At 72.0% G+C, this 25022-nt stretch carries 24 protein-coding genes; 8 read left to right on the forward strand and 16 right to left on the reverse strand.

Annotated features, from left to right (window positions below; translation table 11 throughout):
- Window positions 1–7 precede the first annotated feature (7 nt).
- Window positions 8–595, reverse strand: coding sequence for a sigma-70 family RNA polymerase sigma factor (locus ABZ078_RS18735; protein ID WP_356576563.1), 588 nt, complete (start codon window positions 593–595; stop codon window positions 8–10).
- Between the two features lie 304 nt (window positions 596–899).
- Entirely contained in the window at window positions 900–1511 is a 612-nt protein-coding gene (locus tag ABZ078_RS18740) for a response regulator transcription factor (RefSeq protein WP_003948568.1), read from the reverse strand.
- Window positions 1512–1891: 380 nt separating this feature from the next.
- Between ABZ078_RS18740 and ABZ078_RS18745 the strand changes: the two genes are divergently transcribed.
- A complete protein-coding gene (locus tag ABZ078_RS18745) occupies window positions 1892–2221 on the forward strand; it encodes a WhiB family transcriptional regulator (RefSeq protein WP_356576565.1) in 330 nt (109 codons plus the stop codon).
- A gap of 57 nt (window positions 2222–2278) precedes the next feature.
- Here the strand turns inward: ABZ078_RS18745 and ABZ078_RS18750 are convergent, their stop codons facing one another.
- Window positions 2279–3181, reverse strand: a complete 903-nt coding sequence (locus tag ABZ078_RS18750; protein WP_356576567.1) for a LysR family transcriptional regulator — start codon at window positions 3179–3181, stop codon at window positions 2279–2281.
- A 79-nt stretch (window positions 3182–3260) separates the two neighbouring features.
- On the opposite strand from ABZ078_RS18750, the gene ABZ078_RS18755 reads away from it, so the two are divergent.
- Both ABZ078_RS18755 and ABZ078_RS18760 read left to right on the forward strand, forming a co-directional pair.
- On the forward strand, window positions 3261–3929 hold the full coding sequence (locus ABZ078_RS18755) for an MOSC domain-containing protein (RefSeq protein ID WP_356576569.1): 669 nt from the start codon (window positions 3261–3263) through the stop codon (window positions 3927–3929).
- Window positions 3930–3997: 68 nt separating this feature from the next.
- Window positions 3998–4771 carry an SDR family oxidoreductase gene (locus ABZ078_RS18760; protein WP_356576571.1) on the forward strand — a complete coding sequence of 258 codons (774 nt, stop codon included), beginning with the start codon at window positions 3998–4000 and terminating at the stop codon, window positions 4769–4771.
- 5 nt (window positions 4772–4776) lie between these two features.
- On the opposite strand, the gene ABZ078_RS18765 is transcribed toward ABZ078_RS18760, so the two are convergent.
- Window positions 4777–8166 carry a hypothetical protein gene (locus ABZ078_RS18765; protein WP_356576573.1) on the reverse strand — a complete coding sequence of 1130 codons (3390 nt, stop codon included), beginning with the start codon at window positions 8164–8166 and terminating at the stop codon, window positions 4777–4779.
- A gap of 107 nt (window positions 8167–8273) precedes the next feature.
- On the opposite strand from ABZ078_RS18765, the gene ABZ078_RS18770 reads away from it, so the two are divergent.
- Window positions 8274–8966: an ester cyclase gene (locus ABZ078_RS18770; RefSeq protein ID WP_356576575.1), complete on the forward strand. Its 693-nt coding sequence runs from the start codon at window positions 8274–8276 to the stop codon at window positions 8964–8966.
- A gap of 104 nt (window positions 8967–9070) precedes the next feature.
- Here the strand turns inward: ABZ078_RS18770 and groL are convergent, their stop codons facing one another.
- The 4 genes from groL to ABZ078_RS18790 form a co-directional block, all read right to left on the reverse strand.
- Entirely contained in the window at window positions 9071–10696 is a 1626-nt protein-coding gene (gene groL / locus ABZ078_RS18775; protein WP_356576577.1) for a chaperonin GroEL, read from the reverse strand.
- A 120-nt stretch (window positions 10697–10816) separates the two neighbouring features.
- Window positions 10817–11125 carry a co-chaperone GroES gene (gene groES / locus ABZ078_RS18780; protein WP_003998759.1) on the reverse strand — a complete coding sequence of 103 codons (309 nt, stop codon included), beginning with the start codon at window positions 11123–11125 and terminating at the stop codon, window positions 10817–10819.
- A gap of 239 nt (window positions 11126–11364) precedes the next feature.
- Window positions 11365–12252, reverse strand: a complete 888-nt coding sequence (locus ABZ078_RS18785; RefSeq protein ID WP_356576579.1) for a polysaccharide deacetylase family protein — start codon at window positions 12250–12252, stop codon at window positions 11365–11367.
- Window positions 12249–13259, reverse strand: coding sequence for a polysaccharide deacetylase family protein (locus tag ABZ078_RS18790; protein ID WP_356576581.1), 1011 nt, complete (start codon window positions 13257–13259; stop codon window positions 12249–12251). The genes ABZ078_RS18785 and ABZ078_RS18790 overlap by 4 nt, the downstream gene beginning before the upstream one ends.
- On the opposite strand from ABZ078_RS18790, the gene ABZ078_RS18795 reads away from it, so the two are divergent.
- Window positions 13242–14519, forward strand: a complete 1278-nt coding sequence (locus ABZ078_RS18795; RefSeq protein ID WP_356576583.1) for a methyltransferase domain-containing protein — start codon at window positions 13242–13244, stop codon at window positions 14517–14519. The two genes, ABZ078_RS18790 and ABZ078_RS18795, sit on opposite strands and share 18 nt — an antisense overlap.
- Before the next feature lies 1 nt (window position 14520).
- Here the strand turns inward: ABZ078_RS18795 and ABZ078_RS18800 are convergent, their stop codons facing one another.
- From ABZ078_RS18800 to ABZ078_RS18815, 4 genes are all read right to left on the reverse strand, one after another.
- A complete protein-coding gene (locus ABZ078_RS18800; RefSeq protein WP_356576585.1) occupies window positions 14521–15789 on the reverse strand; it encodes an RNA polymerase sigma factor in 1269 nt (422 codons plus the stop codon).
- 45 nt (window positions 15790–15834) lie between these two features.
- On the reverse strand, window positions 15835–16191 hold the full coding sequence (locus ABZ078_RS18805) for a YciI family protein (protein ID WP_356576586.1): 357 nt from the start codon (window positions 16189–16191) through the stop codon (window positions 15835–15837).
- A 142-nt stretch (window positions 16192–16333) separates the two neighbouring features.
- On the reverse strand, window positions 16334–16612 hold the full coding sequence (locus tag ABZ078_RS18810; protein ID WP_356576587.1) for an FG-GAP repeat protein: 279 nt from the start codon (window positions 16610–16612) through the stop codon (window positions 16334–16336).
- A 279-nt stretch (window positions 16613–16891) separates the two neighbouring features.
- Window positions 16892–17974 (reverse strand): LacI family DNA-binding transcriptional regulator, encoded by a 1083-nt coding sequence (locus tag ABZ078_RS18815; RefSeq protein WP_356576588.1) that lies wholly within the window; start codon window positions 17972–17974, stop codon window positions 16892–16894.
- Window positions 17975–18115: 141 nt separating this feature from the next.
- On the opposite strand from ABZ078_RS18815, the gene ABZ078_RS18820 reads away from it, so the two are divergent.
- Together ABZ078_RS18820 and ABZ078_RS18825 are read left to right on the forward strand one after the other, a co-directional pair.
- Window positions 18116–20443: a glycoside hydrolase family 3 N-terminal domain-containing protein gene (locus tag ABZ078_RS18820; RefSeq protein ID WP_356576589.1), complete on the forward strand. Its 2328-nt coding sequence runs from the start codon at window positions 18116–18118 to the stop codon at window positions 20441–20443.
- Window positions 20444–20639: 196 nt separating this feature from the next.
- Entirely contained in the window at window positions 20640–21380 is a 741-nt protein-coding gene (locus ABZ078_RS18825; RefSeq protein ID WP_356576591.1) for a hypothetical protein, read from the forward strand.
- On the opposite strand, the gene ABZ078_RS18830 is transcribed toward ABZ078_RS18825, so the two are convergent.
- Genes ABZ078_RS18830 through tsaB form a run of 4 tightly spaced genes read right to left on the reverse strand, consistent with a single transcriptional unit; the run spans window position 21325 to window position 23897 of the window.
- The gene (locus ABZ078_RS18830; RefSeq protein WP_356576593.1) at window positions 21325–21588 is read right to left on the reverse strand and encodes a hypothetical protein; all 264 of its coding nucleotides are present in this window, start codon (window positions 21586–21588) and stop codon (window positions 21325–21327) included. The genes ABZ078_RS18825 and ABZ078_RS18830 overlap by 56 nt on opposite strands.
- The gene (gene tsaD, locus ABZ078_RS18835; RefSeq protein WP_356576595.1) at window positions 21585–22703 is read right to left on the reverse strand and encodes a tRNA (adenosine(37)-N6)-threonylcarbamoyltransferase complex transferase subunit TsaD; all 1119 of its coding nucleotides are present in this window, start codon (window positions 22701–22703) and stop codon (window positions 21585–21587) included. The genes ABZ078_RS18830 and tsaD overlap by 4 nt, the downstream gene beginning before the upstream one ends.
- On the reverse strand, window positions 22696–23184 hold the full coding sequence (rimI, locus tag ABZ078_RS18840; RefSeq protein ID WP_356576628.1) for a ribosomal protein S18-alanine N-acetyltransferase: 489 nt from the start codon (window positions 23182–23184) through the stop codon (window positions 22696–22698). The genes tsaD and rimI overlap by 8 nt, the downstream gene beginning before the upstream one ends.
- A gap of 56 nt (window positions 23185–23240) precedes the next feature.
- Window positions 23241–23897, reverse strand: coding sequence for a tRNA (adenosine(37)-N6)-threonylcarbamoyltransferase complex dimerization subunit type 1 TsaB (gene tsaB, locus ABZ078_RS18845; protein ID WP_356576597.1), 657 nt, complete (start codon window positions 23895–23897; stop codon window positions 23241–23243).
- Between the two features lie 113 nt (window positions 23898–24010).
- Between tsaB and ABZ078_RS18850 the strand changes: the two genes are divergently transcribed.
- Complete coding sequence (locus ABZ078_RS18850; RefSeq protein ID WP_356576598.1) at window positions 24011–24565, forward strand: hypothetical protein; 555 nt, start codon at window positions 24011–24013, stop codon at window positions 24563–24565.
- Window positions 24566–25022: the final 457 nt, after the last annotated feature.

The raw sequence follows: 25022 nt of genomic DNA on the forward strand, positions 1-25022 counted from the left end.
GGGCGCACTACTGCTCGGCCAGCGCCCGCAACCTGCTCAGCGCCCTGTGCTGGGCCACCCGCACCGCGCCGGGTGACATTCCCAACATCTGGCCCGTCTCTTCCGCGGTCAACCCCACCGCGATCCTCAGCAGCAACAGCTCCCGCTGGTTCTCGGGCAGGTTGGCCAGCAGCTTCTTGGCCCATTCGGCGTCGCTGCTGAGCAGCGCGCGCTCCTCCGGGCCCAGGGAGTCGTCCGGGCGTTCCGGCATCTCGTCGGACGGCACGGCCGTCGACCCGGGGTGGCGCATCGCCGCCCGTTGCAGGTCGGCGACCTTGTGCGCGGCGATGGCGAAGACGAACGCCTCGAAGGGGCGGCCGGTGTCCTTGTAGCGCGGCAGCGCGAGGAGGACGGCGACGCAGACCTCCTGGGCGAGGTCCTCGACGAAGTGGCGGGCGTCACCGGGAAGGCGGGACAGCCTGGTGCGGCAGTAGCGCAGGGCCAGGGGGTGGACGTGCGCGAGCAGATCGTGCGTGGCCTGCTCGTCCCCGTCCACGGCGCGGTGGACGAGTGCACCGATCGCCCCTTGGGCACAAGCCGCCTCGTCGTCGCGCATCGGTCCATGGTGCCTTGCGGCCGTGCGGTCCGTGGCATCGCGCCCGTTGTTGTGCACCGAAGCGTTATGAGCAGGTGCGCCGGAACTCATCCCCTGCGCCCTCCCCTTCCGCTCGACCGACTCGTCCCCGAGAGACTCCACACCTCAAGGATGCGGCATCCGCGCCGAAACGAGCAGCGGGCACCCGGCGGGCCGCTCTGCCACCCCCGCTCACCTCGCGGTGAACGCGCCGGACCGCCCTGCGAAAAGCAGCCCCGCCCACCACACGGCGGGCGGGGATCCTCGTGCCCCAGCTGAGGCCCACCTACCGGACCAGACCCCACCGGAAGCCGAGCGCCACCGCGTGCGCGCGGTCCGAGGCGCCGAGCTTCTTGAACAGGCGTCGGGCGTGCGTCTTGACGGTGTCCTCGGAGAGGAACAGCTCGCGGCCGATCTCCGCGTTGGAGCGACCGTGGCTCATGCCCTCCAGGACCTGGATCTCACGCGCGGTGAGCGTCGGCGCGGCACCCATCTCGGCGGAGCGCAGCCGGCGCGGGGCGAGCCGCCAGGTGGGGTCGGCCAGGGCCTGCGTGACGGTGGCGCGCAACTCCGCGCGCGAGGCGTCCTTGTGCAGATAGCCGCGGGCACCGGCGGCGACCGCGAGGGCCACGCCGTCCAGGTCCTCGGCGACGGTGAGCATGATGATGCGCGCACCGGGGTCGGCGGACAGCAGCCGCCGCACGGTCTCGACGCCGCCCAGACCGGGCATGCGTACGTCCATCAGAATCAGGTCCGAGCGGTCGGCGCCCCAGCGGCGGAGGACTTCCTCGCCGTTGGCCGCCGTCGTCACGCGCTCGACGCCGGGCACGGTCGCGACCGCGCGGCGGAGCGCCTCTCGGGCAAGCGGGGAGTCGTCGCAGACGAGGACGGATGTCATGGCCGCCCTCCGCAGCTGATGCACGTCACCTTGAGCCTCCAGGCTGGTACGAAATCGTCACCTGTGCGGTCGACCGCCTCGGACGCCTGCCCGAGCGCTTTTCCTTCAACCGCCTCCGCCCTCTCAACGACGGTCACTCGAAAGAGTTACGGGGCTGTGTGCCATCTTCGGCACTCTACGTGAGGGGGCGGACACGGGGCAGACATGCGCGACGGACCCACAACGTTTCATCACAAGCCATGCCCCATTCAGCCCTTTTTCTTCCCGTTTGTTGGCGTTTGGAGCTAGATTCGCAATGAGTCATATTTTCATCTCCTTAGATCGTAGATGTACGGTCGTGGACACCGTATCCGCCCAGAACGGCTACAAGGGGTCACGCAATGGCAGATTTCTCCCGCCTTCCCGGACCGAACGCGGACTTGTGGGACTGGCAGCTGCTGGCTGCCTGTCGCGGGGTGGACAGCTCGCTCTTCTTTCATCCGGAGGGTGAGCGCGGTGCGGCCCGGAGTGCTCGCGAGAACTCGGCCAAGGAGGTCTGCATGAGGTGCCCGGTGCGCGCGCAGTGCGCGGCACATGCGCTGGCGGTACGCGAACCGTACGGCGTCTGGGGCGGCTTGACCGAGGACGAGCGTGAGGAACTGATGGGGCGGGCGCGCAACCGGCTGGTCTCGGCGTCGACGAGCAGCGGGGAAGCCGCGTCCCACAGATGAAGGAACGTTTCTGCAACCAGGGCACGCATCCGCGTGCCCTTACTTTTCGCCTTCTCGTCAGCGCGCGGCGGCGCGCGCAAGCTGCTCGAGCGTCGCCGTCACCGCCGGCACCTGCGCCAGGTCGGGCAGGGTGAGGGCGACGATCTCCCGCCGCACCGCCGGCTCGAGGGACACCGTGCGCGCCCCGCGCGGCCGTACGGACTCGACCGCGAGCTGGGGCAGGACGGCCACCCCCAGACCGGCGCCGACCAGGCCGACGACCGCCGGATAGTCGTCGGTGGCGAAGTCGATGCGGGGCGTGAAGCCGGCGCTCTCGCACACCTCGACCAACTGCCCACGGCAGCGGGGGCATCCGGCGATCCACGGCTCGGCCGCGAGGTCCTCGATGGCGACGGACCGCGCCCGCGCGAGCCGGTGCCGCTCGGGCACGAGGGCGACGAGCCGGTCGGTCAGCAGTGGGCGTACGACGAGGTCGTCCCACTCCCCTTCCGGCGCGCTCGCGGCGCCCTGGTAACGGAAGGCGAGGGCCACGTCGCAGTCGCCCTCGCGCAGCAGGTCGACGGACTTCGGCGGCTCGGCCTCCTCCAGGGAGACGCGGGTGCCGGGGTGTGCGGCGCGCAGGGCGGCGAGGGCGGTCGGGACCAGGGTGGAGCTGCCGCTGGGGAAGGAGACGAGGCGGACGCGGCCGGCCCGCAGCCCCGCGATGGCGGCGACCTCCTCCTCGGCCGCGGTGAGCCCCGCCAGGATCCCGGCGGCATGGCGCACCAACGCCTCGCCGGCCTGGGTCAACCGCATCTCGCGCCCGCTGCGGACCACCAGCGGCGTGCCGACGGACGCCTCCAGGGCCTTCATCTGCTGACTGACGGCGGGCTGGGTGCAGCCCAGTTCACGCCCCGCCGCGGAGAAGGAACCGGTGGCGGCGACGGCGCGCAGCACGCGGAGATGACGAGCCTCGATCACAGGTCGAGCATAAGCGAGCCTTGGGTATCGCGCCGAATAATGCGTGGACGCTTTCATGCCGGTCGCCTACCGTGCCGCCATGAAGCTTCTGTCTGTGAACCTGGGCCGCCGGACATACGTGCCGTACACGGATCACCCCGAGGGCGTCACCGGGATCGACAAGCGGCCGGTGGCGGGGCCGGTGCGGGTGGCGGCGCCCGGTCCCAAGGGGATCGGGGCGAGCGGGGTGGCCGGGGACGACGTGTGCAGCACCCGCTATCACGGCGGCGACGACCAGGCCGTGTACGCGGTGGCGCGCGAGGACCTCGACGACTGGGAGCGCGAGCTGGGGCGGCCGCTGGCGAACGGCGGGTTCGGCGAGAACCTCACGACCGAGGGCGTGGACGTCTCCGGTGCGCTGATCGGCGAACGCTGGCGGATCGGGTCCGAGGTGGTGCTGGAGGTCACCTCGGGGCGGATTCCCTGCGCCACCTTCCAGGGACACGTGGGTGAGAAGCGGTGGGTGAAGCGGTTCACGGCGAAGGGTGCGCCGGGTGCGTATCTGCGGGTGATCGAGCCGGGTGAGGTGCAGGCGGGCGATGCGATAGACGTCGTGCACCGCCCGGATCACGAGGTGACGGTGGCGCTCCAGTTCCGGGCGGTCACGACGGAGCGGACGTTGCTGCCGCGGCTGCTGGCGGCGGGTGAGGCGCTGCATCCGGAGTGGCTGGAGGCGGCGCGGAAGTATGTGGAACGGAACGGAGGATGAGGGGCCGTCACGGGACGTCCACCGCGCGACCGCCTTCCGTGTCCACGGCAGAACAATAATGTTGCGTCATGACAACGGCACTGATTACGGGTTCGACCGCCGGCATCGGCGCCGCGTTCGCGCGGCGGCTGGCGGCTGACGGGCACGACCTCGTCCTGGTGGCCCGGGACGCCCAGCGGCTGCGGGAGCAGGCGACCGAGCTGCACGACCGGCATGGCATCGAGGCGGAGGTGCTGGCGGCCGACCTGGCGGAGGACACCGGCATCGAGACGGTCGCCGCGCGCCTCGGTGACCGCAGGAACCCCGTCGACCTGCTGATCAACAACGCCGGCTTCGGCAACAAGGGCCGCTACCTCGACGTGCCCATGGCCGAGGAGCTGAAGATGCTCAAGGTGCACTGCGAGGCCGTACTGCGTCTGACGTCGGCGGCGACGGAGGCGATGCGGGAGCGGGGGCGCGGGGGCGTCGTCAACGTCGCGTCGGTCGCGGCCTTCGTGCCGCGCGGGACGTACGGCGCGTCCAAGGCGTGGGTCGTGCAGTTCACGCAGGGGGCGGCGCGGGACCTGGCGGGGAGCGGGGTGCGGTTGATGGCGCTGTGCCCGGGGTTCGTGCGGACCGAGTTCCATGAGCGGGCGGGGATGGGCACGGACAACATCCCCGGGTGGATGTGGCTGGACGCGGACAAGGTGGCGGCCACGGCGCTGGAGGACCTGGCGCGGGGGAAGTCGTTGTCCGTTCCGGATCCTCGGTACAAGGTGCTGATGGGGGCGGCCAAGCTGGTGCCTCGGGGGATGCTCGGAGGGATCACGTCGAAGACGGGGCGCAAGTACGGGCCGCAGTAAGGGGGTCACAGAGGTCGGGTCCCCGCGCCGCGCATGGCTTCGACGATGACCGGCACCGTGCTCGGGTCCAGTCGCAGGAGGGCGGGCAGGGCGGCGAGCCACTCGCCCTGGCCCAATGCCCGCGCGACCAGGGTGTGCCCGGTGGCCGGGTCCGTGTGCGGGGCGAGGGCCACCGCCGCGCGCAGGCTCAGCCGGTCGGCGGCGGCGTCGACACCGGTGAGCAGCCCGTCGTCGAGACCGGCGAGCCGCGCCGCCCGGTCGTACTCGCCGGCCGCGACCAGCGCCTCCACCAGGAAGTCGTGCGCTTCCCGCCGCCCCGGGGCGAGGCCATCGACCTGGTCGGCGCACCGCGCGGCCCGCTCGTACCACCCCGAGGCGACCAGCGCCGACAGAACGGGCGCGTACGCCAGTGGGTGATCGTGCGCGGACCACATGGCACGATCGCTCTCCTTCCGTGCCGCGGCTTGCTCGCCCAGCAGGTGCCAGGCCCGAAAGAGGCGCGGGGCCGCCGCCCGCGCGCTCCTGCCATCGTCCTCTTCGGGCGCCTCTTCCGCGCGACGCGTCCACTCCTCCAGCACGGCGCGGGCCTCGGCGTCCCGTCCCGACACCGCCAGGGCCTCGGCCAGCCCCGCGAGGGCGTACGCCCGGTTCTGCGGCAGCGCGATCCGGTCCGCCAGTGCCATGGCCCGCCGCACCTCGCCGGCCATGGCCAGTCTCGGGGCCATCCTGCCGTACAGGAAGTCGCGAAGGCGCTCGTCCTGAGGATGGGCCAGCGCTTCGGCCCGGTCGTGGTCCCCTTGCGCGACCAGGGCCTCGGCGAGCGCACTCCATGCCTCGCGCGTGTGATACGGCTCGACGGCCGTGCCGAGCAGTGCCTCGGCTCTGGCCGTCTGCCCGGAGCGGGCGAGTTCCTCGGCCGCCCAGTCGACCGCGGAGTCGTGCGCGTACGCCTCGTGGGGAGGGGCGTTCGGTGCCGGTGGTGGGGGGATGAGGGATTCGACGTCCTCCAGCACCGACAGGACGGCCTCGGCGTGTCCCGCGGTCCGAAGGTTCTTCACCACCGAGGCGTGCGTCCAAGCCCGCTGGGTGTGGGGCACCCGGGCGCGCACCGCCGCCTCCACGCGCGCGAGGAAGCCCGCCGCCTCCCCCGGATGCCCGGCCGCCGCGTGGGATACGGCACCACAGGCGAGGGAGTCGGCCCCCAGGCCCGGGATCCCCAGCCGCACCGCCAGGGTGTCGGCCCGGTCGAACCGGCCGGAGGCCGCCAGCGCCTCGACGATCTCGCACAGCACGCTGTCGTACTCGTCCTCGTCCTCCTCGATTTCCTCCAGGAGGAGTTCGGCTTCGGTGGTCCGCCCGGCCGTGGCCAACGCTCCGGCCAGTTCGGCGGCCGCGCGGGTACGGTCCCATCCGTCCTCGATGCCCTTGAGCCATTCGGCGGCTCGCTCGAACTCCCCCATGCGTGCCAGGAGTCCGATCATCGGCCCGGGCGGCACGGACGTCGGGTCTGCCAGGGCGGCCCGGAGCAGTGCGCGGGCGCGTTCCGGCTCACCGGCCACCCGCAGTTCGTCCACGGTCCTGACGAGGCCGCGCGACCGGGCCAGTTGCTCGGCCTCGTCGAACAGGGTGTCGGCACGGTCCCGCTCGCCGGCCTGCGCGAGTCCCGCGGCGACGCGGACCAGAGCCGGAGCGAGCGCCGGCCCGAGCGACCGTGCGAGGACCTCGGCTCGTGCGTACCGCCCGGCTCTCGTCCACGCGCGGACCAGATCGCAGACGAGCCGTTCCCTCTCGATCTCGATGGGCATCCGGGTGACGAGTGCGTCGATCCGCTCCGCCTCGTCGTCCAGGTCCAGTGCCACCAGGACGCCCGCGATCCGCACCGCGCACGCACCCGTACGGGCGTCCACCGTCCTTCCCGCCAGATGCGCCAGGGCGTCCTGCGCGAGGTCCAGGGCTCGCTCGTGGTGGCCCTGCGCGCACAGCACCGCCGCCACCTCGGCCAGGGCATCGGCCCGGTCCAGGCCCGTCGGAATGGCGCGGGCCATCGCCTCCGCGCGCCCGCCCTGGCCCAGCTCCGCCCGGGCCCGGCACATGAGCGGGCTGATGCCGAGGGTGCGGGTCTCCAGTTCCGTCCGGCACATGGCGAGTCTCAGCAGACTGCTCAGCTCGGCATCGCCCGCCTGCACCAGGCGCTCCCCGGCCACGCGGGTCTCCGCCAGGGCCGCCGCGTCCGCGCCGGTCAGCTCGGCCAGTCGCGCGTGCCGTCGCGCGTCCACGGCCAGGGCGAGCATCCGCTCGCGGTCGTCGAGCACGGTCAGCAGGCGGAAGTAGCCGCGCAGCAGATACTCGGGCGTCCCGTCGGGCCAGCCCCGCGCCCGCCAGTGGTCCGCCCAGGCGTGCAACTTCCCCCGGCAGCGGGCGAGTTCAGCGGCACCGAGCATCTCCTGCGCCTTGACCTGGAGTTCTTCGTGTCCCAGCAGGTACACGTTCACCCGCACTCCGAACGTCCTGCCCGCCCGCGTCCGCAGCACGTCCACCACCTGATAGGGCACCGCCCCGGTCAGTGCCGCCAGGTCGTCCGCGGTCAGGCCGCCGCCCGCCGCCGTCACCAGGGCCAGCAGCTCGTACTCCAGACCACCGGCCTCGATGAGCTGCTTCAGTTCGCGTTCCGCCTCGGTGCGGATCGCCTCGGCGTACGGCGAGCGGGCCAACGTGCACACGATCCGGGGGTCGCGCAGGGGATGGTCCGGCGGTACGTCACCGGGCAGCGGAGGGTTGAGACGGCCGGCGACCAGAACGCGCATCCCGGATCGCGGATGCGCCGGAAGCAGGCTGGCGATGCTGTGCGCGTCGGCGCCGGTCGTGACGCCCCGGTCCTCGTCCAGCCCGTCGACCAGCAGGACGAGGCGCTCGCCGCGCTCCGCACAGGCGCGGGCGGCCGCGCCGTAGAGACGCAGCAGGTGGGCCTCGCGGGTCGACTCCGTCAGGTGGGCGGGCAGCGCTTCGCCGGCCAGTTCGGCCAGTTGTTCCAGTACGACATCGACGTACGCCGCCACATCGTTCTGCGCGCCGAGCCGGGCCGTGACGAAGAACGGGACGATCCGCACACCCGAGGGCGGGTTGAGGGCGAACGAGGACATCAGGGCCGTCTTGCCCGCCCACGCCGGCGCCCGCCACCAGGCGTACGGCGGGCCGGAGTCGGCTGTGCAGAAAGCGGCCAGTTCGGCCGACTCCGCCTCCCTTTCCAGGAGTTCGGGCGGAGCGATCCTGCGCACCTGCTCCCAGTAGGCCGACCGCACCGACGGGGCGAGCAGGATCCGGTTGTGGTCCCCGGTGACGGCCACCCCGATGTCCCGCCCCACGGTCACCGACCGCTGCCTCCCCCACCAGCGCATGCCGTCATGATGCCAAAGCGTCGGGAGGCGTACCGCCGCCGCGGTGGGGAGAATGGTGCTGCTCGTCCGAAATCAGTGGAATCAGAGGTCCGGGAGGCCACGACGCCATGACCTTCGTACAGCTCATCGACTGCAGGACCAGCCGCTTCGACGAGATGAACCGGCTGATGGACAGGTGGGTCGAGCAGACCAAGGGGAAGCGGACGGCGACGCACGACATCATCGGCAAGGACCGGACGGACGCGTCGCACTTCATCGAGATCGTGGAGTTCCCGTCGTACGAGGACGCGATGCGGAACTCCAACCTGCCCGAGACGGACCGGATCTTCCAGGAGATGGTGGCGCTCTGTGACGAGACGCCCACGTTCACCGATCTGGACGTGGTGCGCGACGAGCAGCTGAACGTCCTGGCCGCGCGGGCCTTCTTCGAGGCGATGGGCAAGATGGCGCCGGAGGGGATCGCGGAGCACCTCACCGACGACTACGTGGACAACGATCCGTCGTATCCGCGGCCCGTGCGGGGCGTGGCGGGGGTGCGCGAGCAGTACGCCGGCTGGCGTGCCGCCTTCGACTTCACCTTCCGGATCGACGACCAGCTGGCCCAGGGCGACCAGGTGTGCACCCGGTGGACGTGGGTCGCGCAGCACAAGGGCGAGTTCCTGGGGATTCCGCCCACCGGGCAGGACGTGACCATGCAGGGCATGACCTGGCAGCGGTTCCGGAACGGCAGGATCTGCGAGAGCCACTGGCTCTACGACCGGGCGGGGCTGCTGGAGCAGCTCGGGGTACTCGGTCAGTGACCGCGAAGGGGGAAGGCCCCGTTCCGTCACAACCGTGCGGAACGGGGCCTTCTGTGCGCACGCCGCGTCCGTGATCGATGATCGAACGCCGCGCGCGGCTACGCTCAGTGCGCGTGGCCGTGCCCGTGGCCGGCGGCGGCCGGCTCCTCTTCTTCCTTCTTCTCGACGACCAGGGTCTCGGTCGTCAGGAGGAGGGAGGCGATGGAGGCGGCGTTCTCCAGGGCGGAGCGGGTGACCTTGACCGGGTCGATGACGCCGGCCTTGATCAGGTCGCCGTACTCGCCGGTGGCGGCGTTGAAGCCGTTGCCCTTCTCCAGCTCCGCCACCTTGGAGGTGATGACGTAGCCCTCGAGGCCGGCGTTCTCGGCGATCCAGCGCAGCGGCTCGACGGCGGCGCGGCGGACCACGGCGACACCGGTGGCCTCGTCGCCGGTCTTGTCGAGGTTGCCCTCCAGGACCTTCACGGCGTGGACCAGCGCGGAGCCACCACCGGAGACGATGCCCTCCTCGACCGCGGCGCGGGTCGCGGAGATGGCGTCCTCCAGACGGTGCTTCTTCTCCTTCAGCTCCACCTCGGTGGCGGCGCCGACCTTGATCACGCACACGCCGCCGGCCAGCTTCGCGAGGCGCTCCTGGAGCTTCTCGCGGTCCCAGTCGGAGTCGGTGTTCTCGATCTCGGCCTTGATCTGGGCGACGCGGCCCTGGACCTCGTCGGACTTGCCGGCGCCGTCGACGATGGTCGTGTCGTCCTTGGTGACCGTCACGCGGCGGGCGCTGCCCAGCACGTCCAGGCCGGCCTGGTCGAGCTTGAGGCCGACCTCCTCGGCGATGACCGTGGCGCCGGTGAGGACCGCCATGTCCTGCAGCATCGCCTTGCGGCGGTCACCGAAGCCGGGGGCCTTGACCGCGACCGCGTTGAAGATGCCGCGGATCTTGTTGAGGACCAGCGTCGACAGGGCCTCGCCCTCGACGTCCTCGGCGATGATCAGCAGCGGCTTGGAGGAGCCCGCCTGGATGACCTTCTCCAGGAGCGGCAGCAGGTCCTGGATGGAGGAGATCTTGCCCTGGTGGATGAGGATGTACGGGTCCTCCAGGACGGCCTCCATGCGCTCCTGGTCCGTCACGAAGTACGGCGACAGGTAGCCCTTGTCGAAGGCCATGCCCTCGGTGAAGTCCAGCTCCAGACCGAAGGTGTTGGACTCCTCGACGGTGATGACACCGTCCTTGCCGACCTTGTCCATCGCCTCGGCGATGAGCTCGCCGACCTGCTGGTCCTGGGCGGACAGCGCGGCGACGGCGGCGATGTCGGCCTTCTCGTCGATCGGGCGGGCCGAGGCGAGCAGCTCGTCGGAGACGGCCTTGACCGCGGCGTCGATGCCCTTCTTGAGGGCGGCCGGGGAGGCGCCGGCGGCGACGTTCTTCAGGCCCTCGCGCACCAGCGCCTGGGCGAGCACGGTGGCGGTGGTCGTACCGTCACCCGCGATGTCGTTGGTCTTGGTCGCCACCTCCTTCACCAGCTGGGCGCCGAGGTTCTCGTACGGGTCCTCGACCTCGACCTCGCGGGCGATGGTGACACCGTCGTTGGTGATGGTGGGCGCGCCGAACTTCTTGTCGATGACGACGTTGCGGCCCTTGGGGCCGATCGTCACCTTGACCGTGTCGGCCAGCTTGTTGACGCCGCGCTCGAGGGCGCGACGGGCGTCCTCGTCGAACTTCAGGATCTTCGCCATGACAGCGGGAGCCCTCTCGGAAATCTGTGGGTGAAACAGGAACTGCGCCCCGGGCGCCCGGTTTCTTGTGTGGTCGCGGGGGCCAGGGGCGCAGCTGGAAGCAAAATGCCTGAGGTGTTCTTACTTCTCGATGATCGCGAGCACGTCGCGAGCCGAGAGGACGAGGTACTCCTCGCCGTTGTACTTCACCTCGGTGCCGCCGTACTTGCTGTACAGCACGATGTCGCCGGTCTTGACGTCGAGCGGGAGGCGCTCGCCGTTCTCGAAGCGACCCGGGCCCACGGCCAGGACGACGCCCTCCTGGGGCTTCTCCTTGGCGGTGTCCGGAATGACCAGGCCCGAGGCCGTGGTCTGCTCGGCGTCCAGCGGCTGGACCACGATGCGGTCCTCAAGCGGCTTGATGGCAACCTTGGAGCTGGTGGTCGTCACGATCCGACCTCCCCCTTCGGAGATCTCACGGGGTTAACTGTCTGAGGTGGCGACCAGGTCGATCCGTCGTCGCGGGTGCCGGACCTGCCCGTCGCGTTGTTGGCACTCTCCAGTGGGGAGTGCCAGAGCCGAGACTATGACCGCGATTAGCACTCGGTCAAGCGGACTGCTAATCCGCCGCGGCGCGGCGCCGGGTTCGATCCTCCCTGCCGACGCCCGCGGGGGCCGCTTCCGTGCCGCTATCCGTGCCGCTGTCCGTGTCGTTGTCCGTGCCGTTGGAGGTAGTCCTCCAGACGCCCCACCGTCAGTCCCCGCCCCTGGATCTCCCGCAGCAGCCGTGTCGTCCGCTCTCGCAGGCTCATGCCGGTCGGCTCGCCCGAGGGGACGGACACGATGTCGCCGGCCCGTAGCCGACGGGGGCCGTGCGCGTACGTCAGCTCGCCGTCGCCCTCCATCGCCGCCCGCCACAGCACCACCGCCGTCACGCCGCAGTCGGCCGCCGCGCGGAGCGTGGTGGTGTCGTACGTGCCGTAGGGCGGGCGGAAGAGGTGGGGGCGGATGCCGAAGCGGGCGCGGAGCTTGTTCTGCTGGCCGCAGATCTCGGCGCGCTGGCCGGCGTACGGCAGACCGCGCAGGGCGGCATGGTCGAGGGTGTGGTTCTGCATCGACGCGCCCACCGAGCGCAGGCGCGCGAAGTGGCCGTAGCCCGGTCCGACCACGCTGTCGGTGAGGAACATGCTGACGGGCAGCCGTAGTTCGCGGACCAGGTCGACGAAGCGGGGGTCCTTCTCGGCGCCGTCGTCGTAGGTGAGGAAGACGACCTTGTCGCGGGTGGGGACGCGGTCCACGACGGGCAGCGGATCGTCCCCGGGCGGCAGATGTCGCCGGGCGGGCGGGGACGGGGGCGCGGGCAGCGGGGCGGTGAGACCCCAGCGGTGGTACGGCTGTGCCGTGGGCGTAGGGCCCTTCGCGGAGCGCGCCTCCGGCGCCATCTGGTGCCCCGGCGCCGCGCCGGGCCCGATCGTCGCGGCCGGCCGGTCGCAGCCGGCGAGCAGGACGGACGCCACAGCCACCGCGGCCAGCGCCCGCGGCCCCTGCGGCGACCGCGTCCCGGGCCTGGACCTCACAGGTAGTCCTCCAGCCGGGCCACCGCATACCCCTCGGCCGTCACCTTGTTCAGGAATCGGCGGATCATGTCGGGCATTGTTCCCTGCCAGTCGTCCCGGCCCCGGAAGTGGGTGAGGACGATGTCACCCGGGCGGATCTTCCGGTCCCACTCGCGGTAGTCCCAGCGGTCCACGAAGACCTCCTCGTTCCACAGGGGGACGTACTCGATGCCGCACACCTTCGCGGCGCGCAGGGTGTCGCGGTCGTAGTTGCCGAAGGGCGGCCGGAACAGCACCGGGCGCTTGCCGTAGCGCCTCTCGATCACCCGCTGCATGCCGCAGATCTCCCGCTTCTGGCGGAGGTAGGACAGGGCCGGGAGGTAGGGGTGGTGGAGGGTGTGATTGTTCAGGACCACGCCGTCGTCCTGCATCCGCTTGAAGTAGCCGTAGTCCTCCTTGATCAGGTAGTCGCTGAGGAAGGCGGTGTACGGCACCCCCAGGTCGCTCATCATCCGCAGGAACGCCGGGTCCTTCTCGGCGCCGTCGTCGATGGTGAGGAAGACGACCTTCTGCCTGGTGGGGATGGTGGTGAAGACCGGCGGGAGGCCGAGCTCCTCGTGCCCCTCCACCTCGAAGCCGTCGCGGGTGGTGATCCTCGGCTTCTTGGCGGGGGCCGGCGGGGGCGTCAGCGGGACCCTCTCCAGGCGCCAGCGTCTCGCGGCGGCGACGCGGGCGGCGTGGGCGAACCGGAACTTCTTGCGCTGCTGCGCCTCCTCGGCGCGGGGGCGCTCGGCGTGCCGGTCCGCGTTGTTGGCCGGGGGCGGCGCCTTGAGGGGCTGTCGGCTCGGGCCGGGGCCGACGGCCCCGGATCCCTGTCCGTCGGCCGGCGCACAGCCCGAGACGATCGCGGCGACCGCGAGGGCCGTGACTCCGCCACGGACCCGCGAGCGCCGAGCCGCCGCCCGATGCCGACGGCCTGCCGCTGCCCCAGGGGAGCGACTTTTGTCATTTTGTACTACTACTCGCATGGTGCGGGATCTTCGCAGGCACCCGTCCCGAACCCCGGCCGACACCGCCACCGCAGGCGATCCGTCAACCATGTGGCCGACAATGACCCGGTGAACGACCTCGCCTCCTTCGCCGCCCTCCTCACCCCCGAGGGCCACGCCCTCCTCGACGCCGTACGCGACACCGACCCCGCCGACGAACTCGCCGTCGCCACCAGGCTGCGCCGCGAACACCCCGCCGAACTGGTGTCGGCGGCGCTCGGGCAGGCCCGGCTGCGGCAGCGGGCGGTGGCGAAGTTCGGGGCGGCGGACGCGGGCCGGATGTACTTCACGCCGAACGGCGTCGAGCAGTCGACGCGGGCGAGTGTCGCGACCTATCGGGCCGGGCGGATGAAGGAGCTGGGGGTCGGTTCGGTCGCCGACCTGTGCTGCGGGATCGGGGGCGACGCCATCGCGCTGGCCCGGGCCGGGATCCGGGTGCTGGCGGTGGACCGGGATCCGGTGACGGCGGCGGTGGCGCGGGCGAACGTGGCGAGCCTCGGTCTCGCCGGGCTGGTCGAGGTGCGGGAGGCCGATGTCACCGAGGTGGACACGACCGGCTACGACGCCGTGTTCGTCGACCCGGCCCGGCGGGGCGGCCGCGGCAGGGTCTTCGATCCGGAGGCGTACTCACCGCCGCTGTCGTGGGCCGTGGAGGCGGCGCGCAAGGCGTCCCGGGCCGCGCTGAAGATCGCGCCGGGCATTCCGCACGAGGCGGTTCCCGGCGAGGCCGAGGCAGAGTGGATCTCGGACGGCGGGGACGTGAAGGAGGCGGTGCTGTGGTTCGGGACGCAGCCCGGTGCCGTGCGGGCCACCCTGCTGCCGGGACCGCGGTCGCTGCTCTCCCGAGGGCTGCCCGACCCCGGGGTCCGGCCCGTCGGGCGGTACCTGTACGAGCCCGACGGCGCCGTCATCCGGGCGCACCTGGTCGCCGAGGTCGCCGACCAACTGGACGGCGGGCTCGTCGACGCGACCATCGCCTACATCACGGCGGACGCGCTGCGGGCGACGCCGTATGCCACGGCGTACGAGATCACCGATCAACTCCCCTTCAACGTGAAGAAGTTGAAGGCACTGCTGCGCGAGCGCGAGGTCGGGACGCTGACCGTGAAGAAGCGGGGGTCGGCCGTCGAGCCGGAGGAGCTGCGGAAGAAGGTCAAGCCGCGGGGACCCCACGCGGCGACCGTGTTCCTGACCCGGGTCGCGGGGGCGCCGACGATGCTGGTGGGCCGGCCGGTCTGAGTCACTGGGTCTCGGACGCCCGGCGCAGCAGCATCTCCCGCTCCCGTTCGTTGCGCGTCAGCTCCGCCGCCCGCGTGAACTCCGCCCGCGCCTGCGCCGTACGGCCCAGACGGGCGAGGAGATCGCCGCGCACGCTCGGCAGCAAGTGGTAGTCCCGCAGGGCGGGTTCGGAGGCGATCGCGTCGACGATGGCCAGCGCGGGTTCCGGCCCCTCGGCCATCGACACGGCGACCGCCCGGTTCAACTCGACCACGGGCGACGGGGCTCGGGCGGACAGCAGGCCGTACAGGGTGGCGATGGTCGTCCAGTCCGTGTCCTCGTACGTGTACGCGTGCGCATGGCATGCGGCGATGGCCGCCTGCAGGGCGTACGGGCCCGGTGCGCCCGTGAAGGTGGCGTCGGCACGGCCCAGCGCCCTGATGCCGCGGGCGATGAGCATGCGGTTCCAGCGGCGGCGGTCCTGGTCCTTGAGGAGGATCGGTTCGCCGGACGGGCCGGTGCGGGCGGCCGCGCGGGACGCCTGGAACTCCAGAAGGGCGGTCAGGCCGTGCACCTCCGGCTCCTTCGGCATCAGGGCCGACAACACGCGGGCCAGGCGCAGCGCGTCCTCGCACAGCGCCGGGCGCAGCCAGTCGTCGCCGGCCGTGGCGGCGTACCCCTCGTTGAAGATCAGGTAGATCACGTCGAGGACGGACCCGAGGCGGGCCTCGCGGTCGGGGCCGTACGGGACCTCGAAGGCGACGTTCTTCGCGGCGAGCGTGCGCTTGGCGCGGACGATGCGCTGGGCGACGGTCGGTTCCGGGACCAGGAACGCGCGGGCGATCTCCGGCGTCGTCAGGCCGCCGAGGAGGCGCAGGGTGAGCGCGATGCGGGCCTCGGGTGACAGGACGGGGTGGCAGGTGGTGAAGACCAGGCGGAGCAGGTCGTCGTCGATGTCGTCGGGGTCGTGGAGGGCGGACGGCTCCTGCGGGGGTGCCGTCGTCTCCAGGTCACGGCCGATCTCCTGGAGCTTGCGGGCGTAGTTCTCGCGGCGCCGGATCAGGTCCACCGCGCGGTGCCTGGCGGTGGTCATGAGCCAGGCACCCGGGTTGTCGGGGACTCCGTCCCGGGGCCACTGCTCCAGCGCGGCGACCAGCGCGTCCTGCGCGAGTTCCTCGGCGATGCCGACGTCACGGACCATGCGGGCGACGGCGGCGATGACGCGCGGGGACTCGATGCGGAAGACGGTCTCGATGGCGCCGCGCGGGTCGGCGGTGGGCTGCGGGGTCACAGCCCACCATGCAACACCTACGACTGTGGAGCCAAGGAGGGCAGGTCAGCCCTCGGTGATCTCCCGCACCTCGCAGGTGACCTGCCATTCCTCCCCGTGGACCTTCAGGAACCGCGAGGCCCACTCCAGCGCCTCGGCCTTGTCCTTGCACTGCATGATCGCGTAGCCGCCGATGACCTCCTTCGACTCGGTGAAGGGCCCGTCGGTCACGGAGATCTTCGCGCCGTCCCAGTGCACGCGCGTGCCCTGCGCCGACGGGGTGAGCCCGGCGGTGTCGAGCATCACGCCGGCCTTGGTGATCTCCTCCAGCAGTTCGCCCATGCGCTGCATCAGCTCGGGGCTGGGGCCCTCGGCGGGCGCGGTGGACTCGTCGATCCGGACGAGTGACATGTAGCGGGGCATGGTGGCTCCTCAGGTAGGTGACCGGGTCCTTCCCGGCCTCTCACCCCCTGCGTCGAACGGGATGCCGCCGGATCGACACGCTCGCCGGACTTCTTCGAAAAAAAATCTGGCGGCCGACGGCCGAGGCGCCGGCGGGATCACCTCAGGCAGCGCGCCCGCTATCGCACCGCGGCCCCGAACCCCGCCCTCGCGTACGGCGCCCCGACCGCCCGGCCCCCGAGACCAGCGCCGCGTCCGTAACAGTGCCCGTCGGCCGCCCCCGCAGCTCCCCCACCGCCCCGTTGTCGTTGTCCTCGCCCATCGCCCTGGCGGCCAGGTCGGCGTAGACGTCGCCGTCGAAGTCGCCGGTCTGGGTGTTGTTGGCGGGGATCGCGACGCTGCCGCCGCCGGACAGGCCCCGCGGCCCGCCCCAGACAATCACCGCTTCGCCGGTCCCGGAGACCAACCCGATGACCAGGTCGGCGTGACCGTGTCCGTTCAGGTCGCCCTCGGCGAGCTGGGTCGCGAACTCCTGGTTCTTGACCGGACTGCCGTCTCATTGCGGATGCCCCCGAAACTTTCGGTCGAACAACCGATTGGCTTCGGAGCAGTGTGGGCCGCCGGAAAACACCCGTCAATGCAGCACGCTTCTTCGCCTGTGGGGTGCAGCGCCTCGCAGGCGACCCGCCCGGCGACGCCCGGACGATCCCGAGCGACAGAACTAAGCCGTGGCAACCGCGCCCGTACTACTACGCACCACCAAGCTCGTCGCCAACTCCACCCGCGTCGCCGTCGGCGCCCCCTGCTCCCGCGCCAGGTCCAGGACCAGCCTCGCCGCCGCCTCCGCCATCTCCGTCAACGGCTGCCGCACGGTCGTCAGCGGCGGCCCCATCCAGCGCGCGACCGGCAGATCGTCGAAGCCGACCACGCTCAGGTCGTCCGGGATCCGCAGCCCCAGCTCGCGCGCGGCCTCGTACAGTCCGAGCGCCTGGAGGTCGTTGCCGGCGAAGACGGCGGTCGGCCGGTCCGGGCGGCGCAGCAGCTCAAGGCCCTGCCGGTAGCCGGTCTCGTGGTGGAAGTCGCCGGGCCTGACCAGGTCCTGCTCGACCGGCAGCCCGGCCGTCTCCAGGGCGGCCCGGTAGCCGTCGATGCGGGCGCGGCTGCACATCATCCGGGACGGTCCGGTGATCGCGCCGATCCTGCGGTGGCCCAGCTCGACCAGATGCCGGGTGGCGGCGAGCCCGCCCTGCCAGTTGGTCGCCCCGATCGACGGCACGTCGGCGCCCGGGTCGCCCGCCGGGTCCATCACCACGAACGGGATCGACCGGCTGGTGAGCAGGGCGCGCTGGGACTCGTCGAGGCCGGACAGCACGAGGACCACGCCGTGCGGGCGGCGGGCGGCGACCTGGTCGGCCCAGGTCCGGCCGGGCGTGAGCCGCCCCGCGCTCTCGCTCAGCACCACGCTCAGCCCGGCGTCGCGGGCCACGTTCTCCACGCCCCGGATGACCTCCATCGCCCACGCGCTCTCCAGCTCGTGGAAGACCAGGTCGATCAGCGGCGAGCGGCCGGCCTCGGCGCGGCGGCGCCGGTAGCCGTGGGCCCGCAGCAGTTCCTCGACGCGGCTGCGGGTGGCCGGGGCGACGTCGGCACGACCGTTGAGGACCTTCGAAACAGTCGGCGCGGACACGCCCGCCTCACGGGCGATCTCGGCGAGCGTCGCGGTCTGCGCGGACCGGCCGGTCGTCGGCGCCGTCGTCGTCGTGGTCGTGGTCGTCCGGGTTTCAGCGGGCTCACGGGCTGTCATGGCGGCGATCGTATCCCTGCGCGCCCCCTTGACGAACCCTTCGCACCGCCCCTAGGTTCCCGGAACATTCGAGATGAACAACGAAACATTCGTGAGACGTTCGTGAGAGGGCCCTCCCGCCACCGCCCGGACAGGAGTTTCATGACCACCGCCCCCTGGCGCGACCCCGCCCTGCCCGCCGCCGACCGCGTCGACGCCCTCCTGACCCGGATGACCCTGGAGGAGAAGACCGCCCAGCTGTACGGCGTGTGGGTGGGCGCCGCCACGGACGGCGAGGGAGTCGCCCCGCACCAGCACGACATGACCGCCGGCTCCGCCGACGACTACGACGAGCTGATCACCCGCGGCCTCGGTCAGCTCACCCGCTCCTTCGGCACCGCCCCCGTGGAGCCGGCGCTGGGCGCGCGGGCGCTGGCCCGTGCCCAGCGTCGTATCGCCGAGGCCGGGCGCTTCGGCATCCCGGCGCTGGCCCACGAGGAGTGCCTGGCCGGCTTCACCACCTGGCGGGCCACCGCCTACCCGGTGCCGCTGGCGTGGGGCGCCTCCTTCGACCCGCAGCTCGTCGAGGTGATGGCCCGCCGCATCGGCCGGGACCTGCGCTCGGTCGGCGTCCACCAGGGCCTCGCGCCGGTCCTGGACGTCGTACGCGATCCGCGCTGGGGCCGGGTCGAGGAGACCATCGGCGAGGACCCGTACCTGACCGGCACGATCGGCGCGGCCTACGTCCGGGGCCTGGAGTCGGCCGGGGTCGTCGCCACGCTCAAGCACTTCGCCGGGTACGCGTCCTCGGCGGGCGCCCGCAACCTCGCACCCGTACGGGCGGGCGTCCGGGAGTTCGCGGACGTCACCCTGCCCCCGTTCGAGATGGCGCTGCGCGAGGGCGGGGCGCGCTCGGTGATGGCGGCGTACAACGAGACGGACGGCGTGCCGGCCTCCGCGGACGCGGGACTGCTCACCGAACTCCTGCGAGACCGGTGGGGTTTCACGGGAACGGTCGTGTCCGACTACTTCGGCATCGGCTTCCTGGAGACGCTGCACCGCGTGGCCGGCAACCCGGCGCAGGCGGCGCACGCGGCACTGGCGGCCGGCATCGACGTGGAACTCCCCACCCTGAAGTGCTACGGGAAGCCACTGGTGGAGGCCGTCCGGGCGGGCGAGGTCCCGGAGGAACTGGTGGACCGGGCGGCGCGTCGGGTGCTGCTGCAGAAGTGCGAACTGGGCCTCCTGGACGAGGACTGGGACCCGGACCCCACCACCCCGGTCGACCTCGACTCCCCCACGAACCGCGCCGTCGCCCGCCGACTGGCCGAAAAGTCCGTGGTCCTGCTCGACAACGCGGACGACGTACTGCCCCTGGCCCCCGACACGAGGATCGCGGTCGTGGGCCCGCGCGCGGCCGACGCCCTGGCGATGCTGGGCTGCTACTCCTTCCCGTCCCACGTCCTCACGCACCACCCGGACGTCCCGATGGGCATCGAGATCCCGACCGTCCTGGAGTCGCTGCGCGCCGAACTCCCCTACGCCAAGGTGACGTTCGCCGAGGGCTGCGGGGTGTCCGACCCGGACACGACGGGCTTCGCGGAGGCGGTCGCACGGGCGTCGGAGGCGGATGTGTGCCTGGCGGTGCTGGGCGACCGCGCGGGGCTGTTCGGACGGGGCACGTCGGGCGAGGGCTGCGATGTGGCCGACCTCCGACTGCCGGGCGCGCAGGGCGACTTGCTGGACTCCCTGGTGGCGACCGGCGTCCCCGTGGTCCTGGTCCTCCTCACCGGCCGCCCCTACGCGCTGGGCCGCTGGCACGGGCGGCTGGCAGCCGTCGTCCAGGCGTTCTTCCCGGGCGAGGAGGGCGGCCCGGCGGTGGCAGGAGTGCTGTCGGGGCGGGTCAACCCGTCGGGACGCCTGCCGGTGAGCGTGCCGCGCGTGGCCGGCGGTCAGCCGTGGACGTACCTCCAGCCGCCGCTGGGGCTGGCGGGCGAGGTCAGCAGCCTGGACCCGACGCCGTTGTACGCGTTCGGGCACGGGCGGTCCTATACGTCGTTCGCGTGGCAGGACTTCACGGGCGGCGCGCACGAGGCGGAGACGGTGGAGATCACCACGGACGGCTCGTACGACGTGTCGCTCACCGTCCGGAACACGGGTGACCGGGCGGGAGCGGAGGTGGTGCAGCTCTACCTGCACGACCCGGTGGCGTCGGTGACCCGGCCGGACGTGCGCCTGATCGGCTACCAGCGCGTGGAGCTGGCACCGGACGAGGCGAGCCGGGTGACCTTCCGCTTCCACGCCGACCTGTCGTCGTTCACCGACCGTTCGGGGCGAAGGGTGGTCGAACCGGGCATCCTGGAACTACGGGTGGCGGCGTCCAGCACGGACGTACGGCACACGGCGCGGCTGAACCTCACCGGTCCGGTACGGGAGTTGGGGGCGGACCGGCGGCTGCGATGTGTGGCGGAGGTGACACCGCCGGCGTGACGCACGCGTCGGGGGCGGGCGGGATCCGATGGTCAGGCACGTCCACCAAGAGCTGATGAGCGCCTTGGCGGTGGCGGCCGCGTCCCTGTTCCACGAGGGCTGGGCGACCGTGCTCCTCGTGTGGAGCGCACGGAGCTGTCCACTCCCCACCCGCCGCCCGGGACCCCTCCCGGTCCGGCCCCGGTACACAGGGCGCATGACCCATGTGACGCGCCTTCACTCCGGGGCCCGTGCGGCCGTCGCCGCGCTGCTCGTCGTACTGCTGGCGTCCTGCGGATCGTCGGAACCGGAGACGACGCCGGGGAAGCTCTTCCAGGAGTACACGAGGTCGACCGACGTCAAGAACGACAGATTCCCCACCGACAGTGGCTCCAGCGAGGACCGCCTCGCCACCTTCGCCGCCTACTACACGCCCGAACAGCTGGAGGCCACGCTTCTGGCAGCGACCCCTTGCGAGGCCGGCGCCGGCGCCGACACCTACACCGGAGCCAATGACGACGTCAACACCGGCTGCCCGCCGAACGCGTCGGTGAGCGCGGCGGCTCGGGACTTCGCCGGGTCCAAGGGCGAACTCTTCAGGCGGTCGGTCCTGGTCAAGCGCGAGGACACGTCACTTGAGCTGATCACCCTGTACGTGGCGCGGGCGAAGGACAGGACCGCCGCCCTGATCGACTCCGAGGGCGCGACCTACACCGGCGGCCTGGAGGACTTCCGTGAGAACAACGACCTGCTCGGTCAGGACGACGTGATCCTCACGCTCCGCGACATCACCTCGGTACCCGGCGAAGGAGAGATCGTCGCCGTCTACGGGCACACCGCACCGACCTGGCCGCTGTGGCTCGGCGGTGGCGTCGGCACGGTGCTGGTGATCGGTCTCGGGTTCACCCTGGCCGCACGTCGACGGACTCGAACCGCCACCGATGCACCGCCCGAGTGACCAACTCCCCGTCCGGCTCCGGAAGTTCGGGCAACTCGGCGTCGTACGGGGCGTCCCACCAGGTGATGACGAGCACCCGGTCCTGCGGCGCCCGGAAGGTCTCCCGGCGCAGCGGCCGGGCGGCCGGCTCCTGCGCCCGTGCCCAGGCCAGCAGCTCCTCCCCCCGCCCCGGAACGGCCCGCGCCTCCCACATCAAGGCGACCGTCACGAGTAGAGGTTCTCCTTGCTGACCTCGTGAACGTGGTCGTGGACGTGGTCGTGGTGATGGTCGGTGCCCGGCACATGAGGATCCGTCACCGGCAGCGAGGAGTCCGCCGACAAATCCCAGCTGGAAGCCGGCCGGCCCCGCGCCACCATCTCCGCGCCCAGCGCCGCCACCATCGCCCCGTTGTCCGTGCACAGCTTCGGCCGGGGCACCCGCAGTCGGATCCCCGCCGCCTCGCAGCGCTCCTGGGCCAGCGCCCGCAGCCGGGAGTTCGCCGCCACGCCGCCGCCGATCATCAGATGGTCGACGCCCTCGTCCTTGCAGGCGCGGACGGCCTTGCGGGTCAGCACGTCCACGACCGCCTCCTGGAAGGAGGCCGCGACGTCCCGCACCGGAACCTCCTCGCCCGCCGCCCGCTTGGCCTCGATCCATCGGGCGACCGCCGTCTTCAGGCCGGAGAAGGAGAAGTCGTACGCCGGGTCGCGCGGCCCGGTCAGACCGCGCGGGAACGCGATCGCCTCCGGGTCGCCTTCACGGGCGTACCGGTCGATGACGGGACCGCCGGGGAAGCCCAGGTTCAGCACGCGGGCGATCTTGTCGAAGGCCTCACCGGCCGCGTCGTCGATGGTGGCGCCCATCGGCCGGACGTCGGAGGTGATGTCGCTCGACAGCAGCAGCGACGAGTGGCCGCCGGACACCAGCAGCGCCATCGTCGGCTCCGGCAGCGCGCCGTGCTCCAGCTGGTCCACGCAGATGTGGGAGGCGAGGTGGTTGACGCCGTACAGCGGCTTGCCCAGCGCGTAGGCGTACGCCTTCGCCGCCGAGACGCCGACCAGCAGCGCGCCCGCGAGACCCGGACCCGCGGTCACCGCGATGCCGTCCAGGTCGCGGGCGGAGACGCCCGCCTCCTTCAGCGCGCGGTCGATGGTCGGGACCATCGCCTCCAGGTGCGCCCGGGAGGCGACCTCCGGCACGACGCCGCCGAAGCGGGCGTGCTCGTCGACGCTGGAGGCGACGGCGTCGGCGAGCAGGGTGGTGCCGCGGACGATGCCTACGCCGGTCTCGTCGCAGGAGGTCTCGATGCCGAGTACGAGAGGCTCGTCGCGTGAGTCAGCCATTGATCTCGGTTCCTTGTACGGAAGTTCCCGGCAGGGAACTTGACGGGTCGGTCAGTCGCATCACCAGGGCGTCCACGTTCCCCGGCTGGTAGTAGCCCCGCCGGAAGCCGATGGCCTCGAAGCCGAAGCGCTCGTACAGCTTCTGCGCGCGGACGTTGTCCACCCGGCACTCCAGCATCACCTCGGCGCATTCGAAGGCGGTCGCGGCCCGCAGCAGTTCGGTGAGCAGACGGCTGCCGAGACCCGTTCCCTGGTGGTCGCGGGCCACGGCGACGGTCTGGATGTCGGCCAGCTCGCCGGAGGAGGCGAGCCCGGCGTATCCCACGAGCCGCTCGCCCTCCTCGGCGACGAGATAGCGCCGCGTCGCCCCGGGCCCCCGCGCGTGCGCCAGCTCGGACCAGAACATGCCCCGGGACCAGGCGTCCTCGGGGAAGAGGTCCTTCTCCAGCTCCAGCACGCGGTCGATGTCCCACCAGCGCATCTCGCGCAGCACAGGAGTCGCGGGCGGCCCGGTCTGCGGTCCGGTCGGCTGTCCTGTCACTTGGGGGTGACCACCTTGTAGTTCTTGGGGACCTGGGCGTCGGGCCGGCGCAGGTACAGCGGCCGGGGGGCGGGAAGTTCCTCGCCCGCCGCGAGTCTCTCGGCGGCCAGAGCCGCGAGGGCCGCGGCCGACACGTGCTCGGGCTCGTGGGTGCTGGGGAAGGTGTCGGGGTACAGCAGGGCGCCCGCGCCGACGGCGGGCAGCCCGGCCACCTGGTCGGCGATGTCGGCGGGCCGGTCGACGGCCGGGTCGGTCAGGCGGGTACGGGAGTCGGCGTACCTGGCCCAGTAGACCTCCTTGCGCCGGGCGTCGGTCGCGACGACGAAGGGCCCCTTCTCGATGTCGGCGGCGTACGCGAGGCCGTCCAGCGTGCACACGCCGTGCACGGGGACGCCGAGGGCGAGGCCGAAGGTGTCGGCGGTCATCAGACCGACGCGCAGCCCGGTGTAGGGGCCGGGACCGATGCCCACGACGATGCCGGTGACGGCGTCGAGCTTCACACCGGCCTCGGCGAGGACGCGGTCGACGGCCGGCAGCAGCAGTTCGCCGTGCCGGCGCGCGTCCACCTGGCTGGACGAGGCGATGACGTCCGTACCGTCGTGCAGGGCGACGGTGACGGCGGGGGTGGCGGTATCCAGAGCGAGCAAGAGCACGCAAACAGCCTACGGCGCCCACGCCCCGGGAAGCGCCGCCCCGGCCGGGCCCTTGACGGCTGCTACGGTCGGCTCGATCACGACGTACGACGCGAACGCTGAGGTGAGCGACGGTGGCAAGCAGCAGCTCCGGATTCGTGGCGGCGCTCACCGCGGCGGCCCTCGCGACCGTCGGCTTCCTCGCCTACCAGGCTTCCGCCACCGTGCCGGCCGGCCTCGGCAAGCCCCGTACGAGCAGCTCACCCGACGTGAGTACGTCCAAGGCGTCCCGCGACCGCAAGGATCCCGCCGCGCTGCCCGCCGGGTCCGGTACGGGGGTGCGGGTCGTGTACTCGGTGGACGACGACCGCGTGTGGCTGGTCGGCGAGGGCGACGAGGTCAAACGCACCTTCCGCGTCACCCCGGGATCGGTCGACCCGGCGCCGGGCGTCTACACGGTCACGTCCCGCTCCAACACGGTCACCGGCACCGACGGCACCCCCGTCGAGCACGTCGTGCGCTTCACCACCGTGGAGGGCATCACCATCGGCTTCAGCGCGGCCGTCGACGGCTCGATGCCCCCACCCGACCCGGCCGTGCGGACCGGCGGCATCCGCGAGTCCCGCGAGGACGGCGCCGCGATGTGGGAGTTCGCGACGATCGGCCGAACGGTGGCCGTGATCCCCTGACCGACAGCCCGTGAAGCGCCTACACGCCCCTCGCGATACCCAACCCCGGCCGACGACCCACCCACCTCCGGCCCGGCGGGCCGCACATCGCCGACGGCCACCAGAAAAGGGGCGCGGGGAACTGCGCGACCAACCACGACGACGCCGCAGCCGAACAACAAGCCCACCACCACACCACCAGCAAAGCGCCCACGCGGCCTCGCGATACCCAACCCCGTCCGACGACCCACCCGCCTCCGGCCCGGCGGACCGCACATCGCCGACGGCCACCAGAAAAGGGGCGCGGGGAACTGCGCGACCAACCACGACGACGCAGCAGCCGAACAACAAGCCCACCACCACACCACCAGCAAAGCGCCCACGCGGCCTCGCGATACCCAACCCCGTCCGACGACCCACCCGCCTCCGGCCCGGGAAAGCCCGGCGGGGCGCAGATCAAGTCGCCGACGGCCAGCAA

This window comes from Streptomyces sp. NPDC006385 (assembly GCF_040612485.1).
Lineage (GTDB): Bacteria > Actinomycetota > Actinomycetes > Streptomycetales > Streptomycetaceae > Streptomyces.

What these genes read in the sequence shown, in the direction of transcription:
- ABZ078_RS18745 (WP_356576565.1), top strand. Translation starts at nt 1,892, where the DNA reads ATGGCAGATTTCTCCCGCCTTCCCGGACCGAACGCGGACTTGTGGGAC.
- ABZ078_RS18820 (WP_356576589.1), top strand. Translation starts at nt 18,116, where the DNA reads ATGACCACCGCCCCCTGGCGCGACCCCGCCCTGCCCGCCGCCGACCGC.
- ABZ078_RS18770 (WP_356576575.1), top strand. Translation starts at nt 8,274, where the DNA reads ATGACCTTCGTACAGCTCATCGACTGCAGGACCAGCCGCTTCGACGAG.
- ABZ078_RS18825 (WP_356576591.1), top strand. Translation starts at nt 20,640, where the DNA reads ATGACCCATGTGACGCGCCTTCACTCCGGGGCCCGTGCGGCCGTCGCC.
- ABZ078_RS18765 (WP_356576573.1), bottom strand. Translation starts at nt 8,166, where the DNA reads ATGCGCTGGTGGGGGAGGCAGCGGTCGGTGACCGTGGGGCGGGACATC.
- ABZ078_RS18755 (WP_356576569.1), top strand. Translation starts at nt 3,261, where the DNA reads ATGAAGCTTCTGTCTGTGAACCTGGGCCGCCGGACATACGTGCCGTAC.
- groL (WP_356576577.1), bottom strand. Translation starts at nt 10,696, where the DNA reads ATGGCGAAGATCCTGAAGTTCGACGAGGACGCCCGTCGCGCCCTCGAG.
- tsaD (WP_356576595.1), bottom strand. Translation starts at nt 22,703, where the DNA reads ATGGCTGACTCACGCGACGAGCCTCTCGTACTCGGCATCGAGACCTCC.
- ABZ078_RS18790 (WP_356576581.1), bottom strand. Translation starts at nt 13,259, where the DNA reads ATGCGAGTAGTAGTACAAAATGACAAAAGTCGCTCCCCTGGGGCAGCG.
- ABZ078_RS18735 (WP_356576563.1), bottom strand. Translation starts at nt 595, where the DNA reads ATGCGCGACGACGAGGCGGCTTGTGCCCAAGGGGCGATCGGTGCACTC.
- rimI (WP_356576628.1), bottom strand. Translation starts at nt 23,184, where the DNA reads ATGCGCTGGTGGGACATCGACCGCGTGCTGGAGCTGGAGAAGGACCTC.
- ABZ078_RS18760 (WP_356576571.1), top strand. Translation starts at nt 3,998, where the DNA reads ATGACAACGGCACTGATTACGGGTTCGACCGCCGGCATCGGCGCCGCG.
- ABZ078_RS18740 (WP_003948568.1), bottom strand. Translation starts at nt 1,511, where the DNA reads ATGACATCCGTCCTCGTCTGCGACGACTCCCCGCTTGCCCGAGAGGCG.
- ABZ078_RS18815 (WP_356576588.1), bottom strand. Translation starts at nt 17,974, where the DNA reads ATGACAGCCCGTGAGCCCGCTGAAACCCGGACGACCACGACCACGACG.
- ABZ078_RS18805 (WP_356576586.1), bottom strand. Translation starts at nt 16,191, where the DNA reads ATGCCCCGCTACATGTCACTCGTCCGGATCGACGAGTCCACCGCGCCC.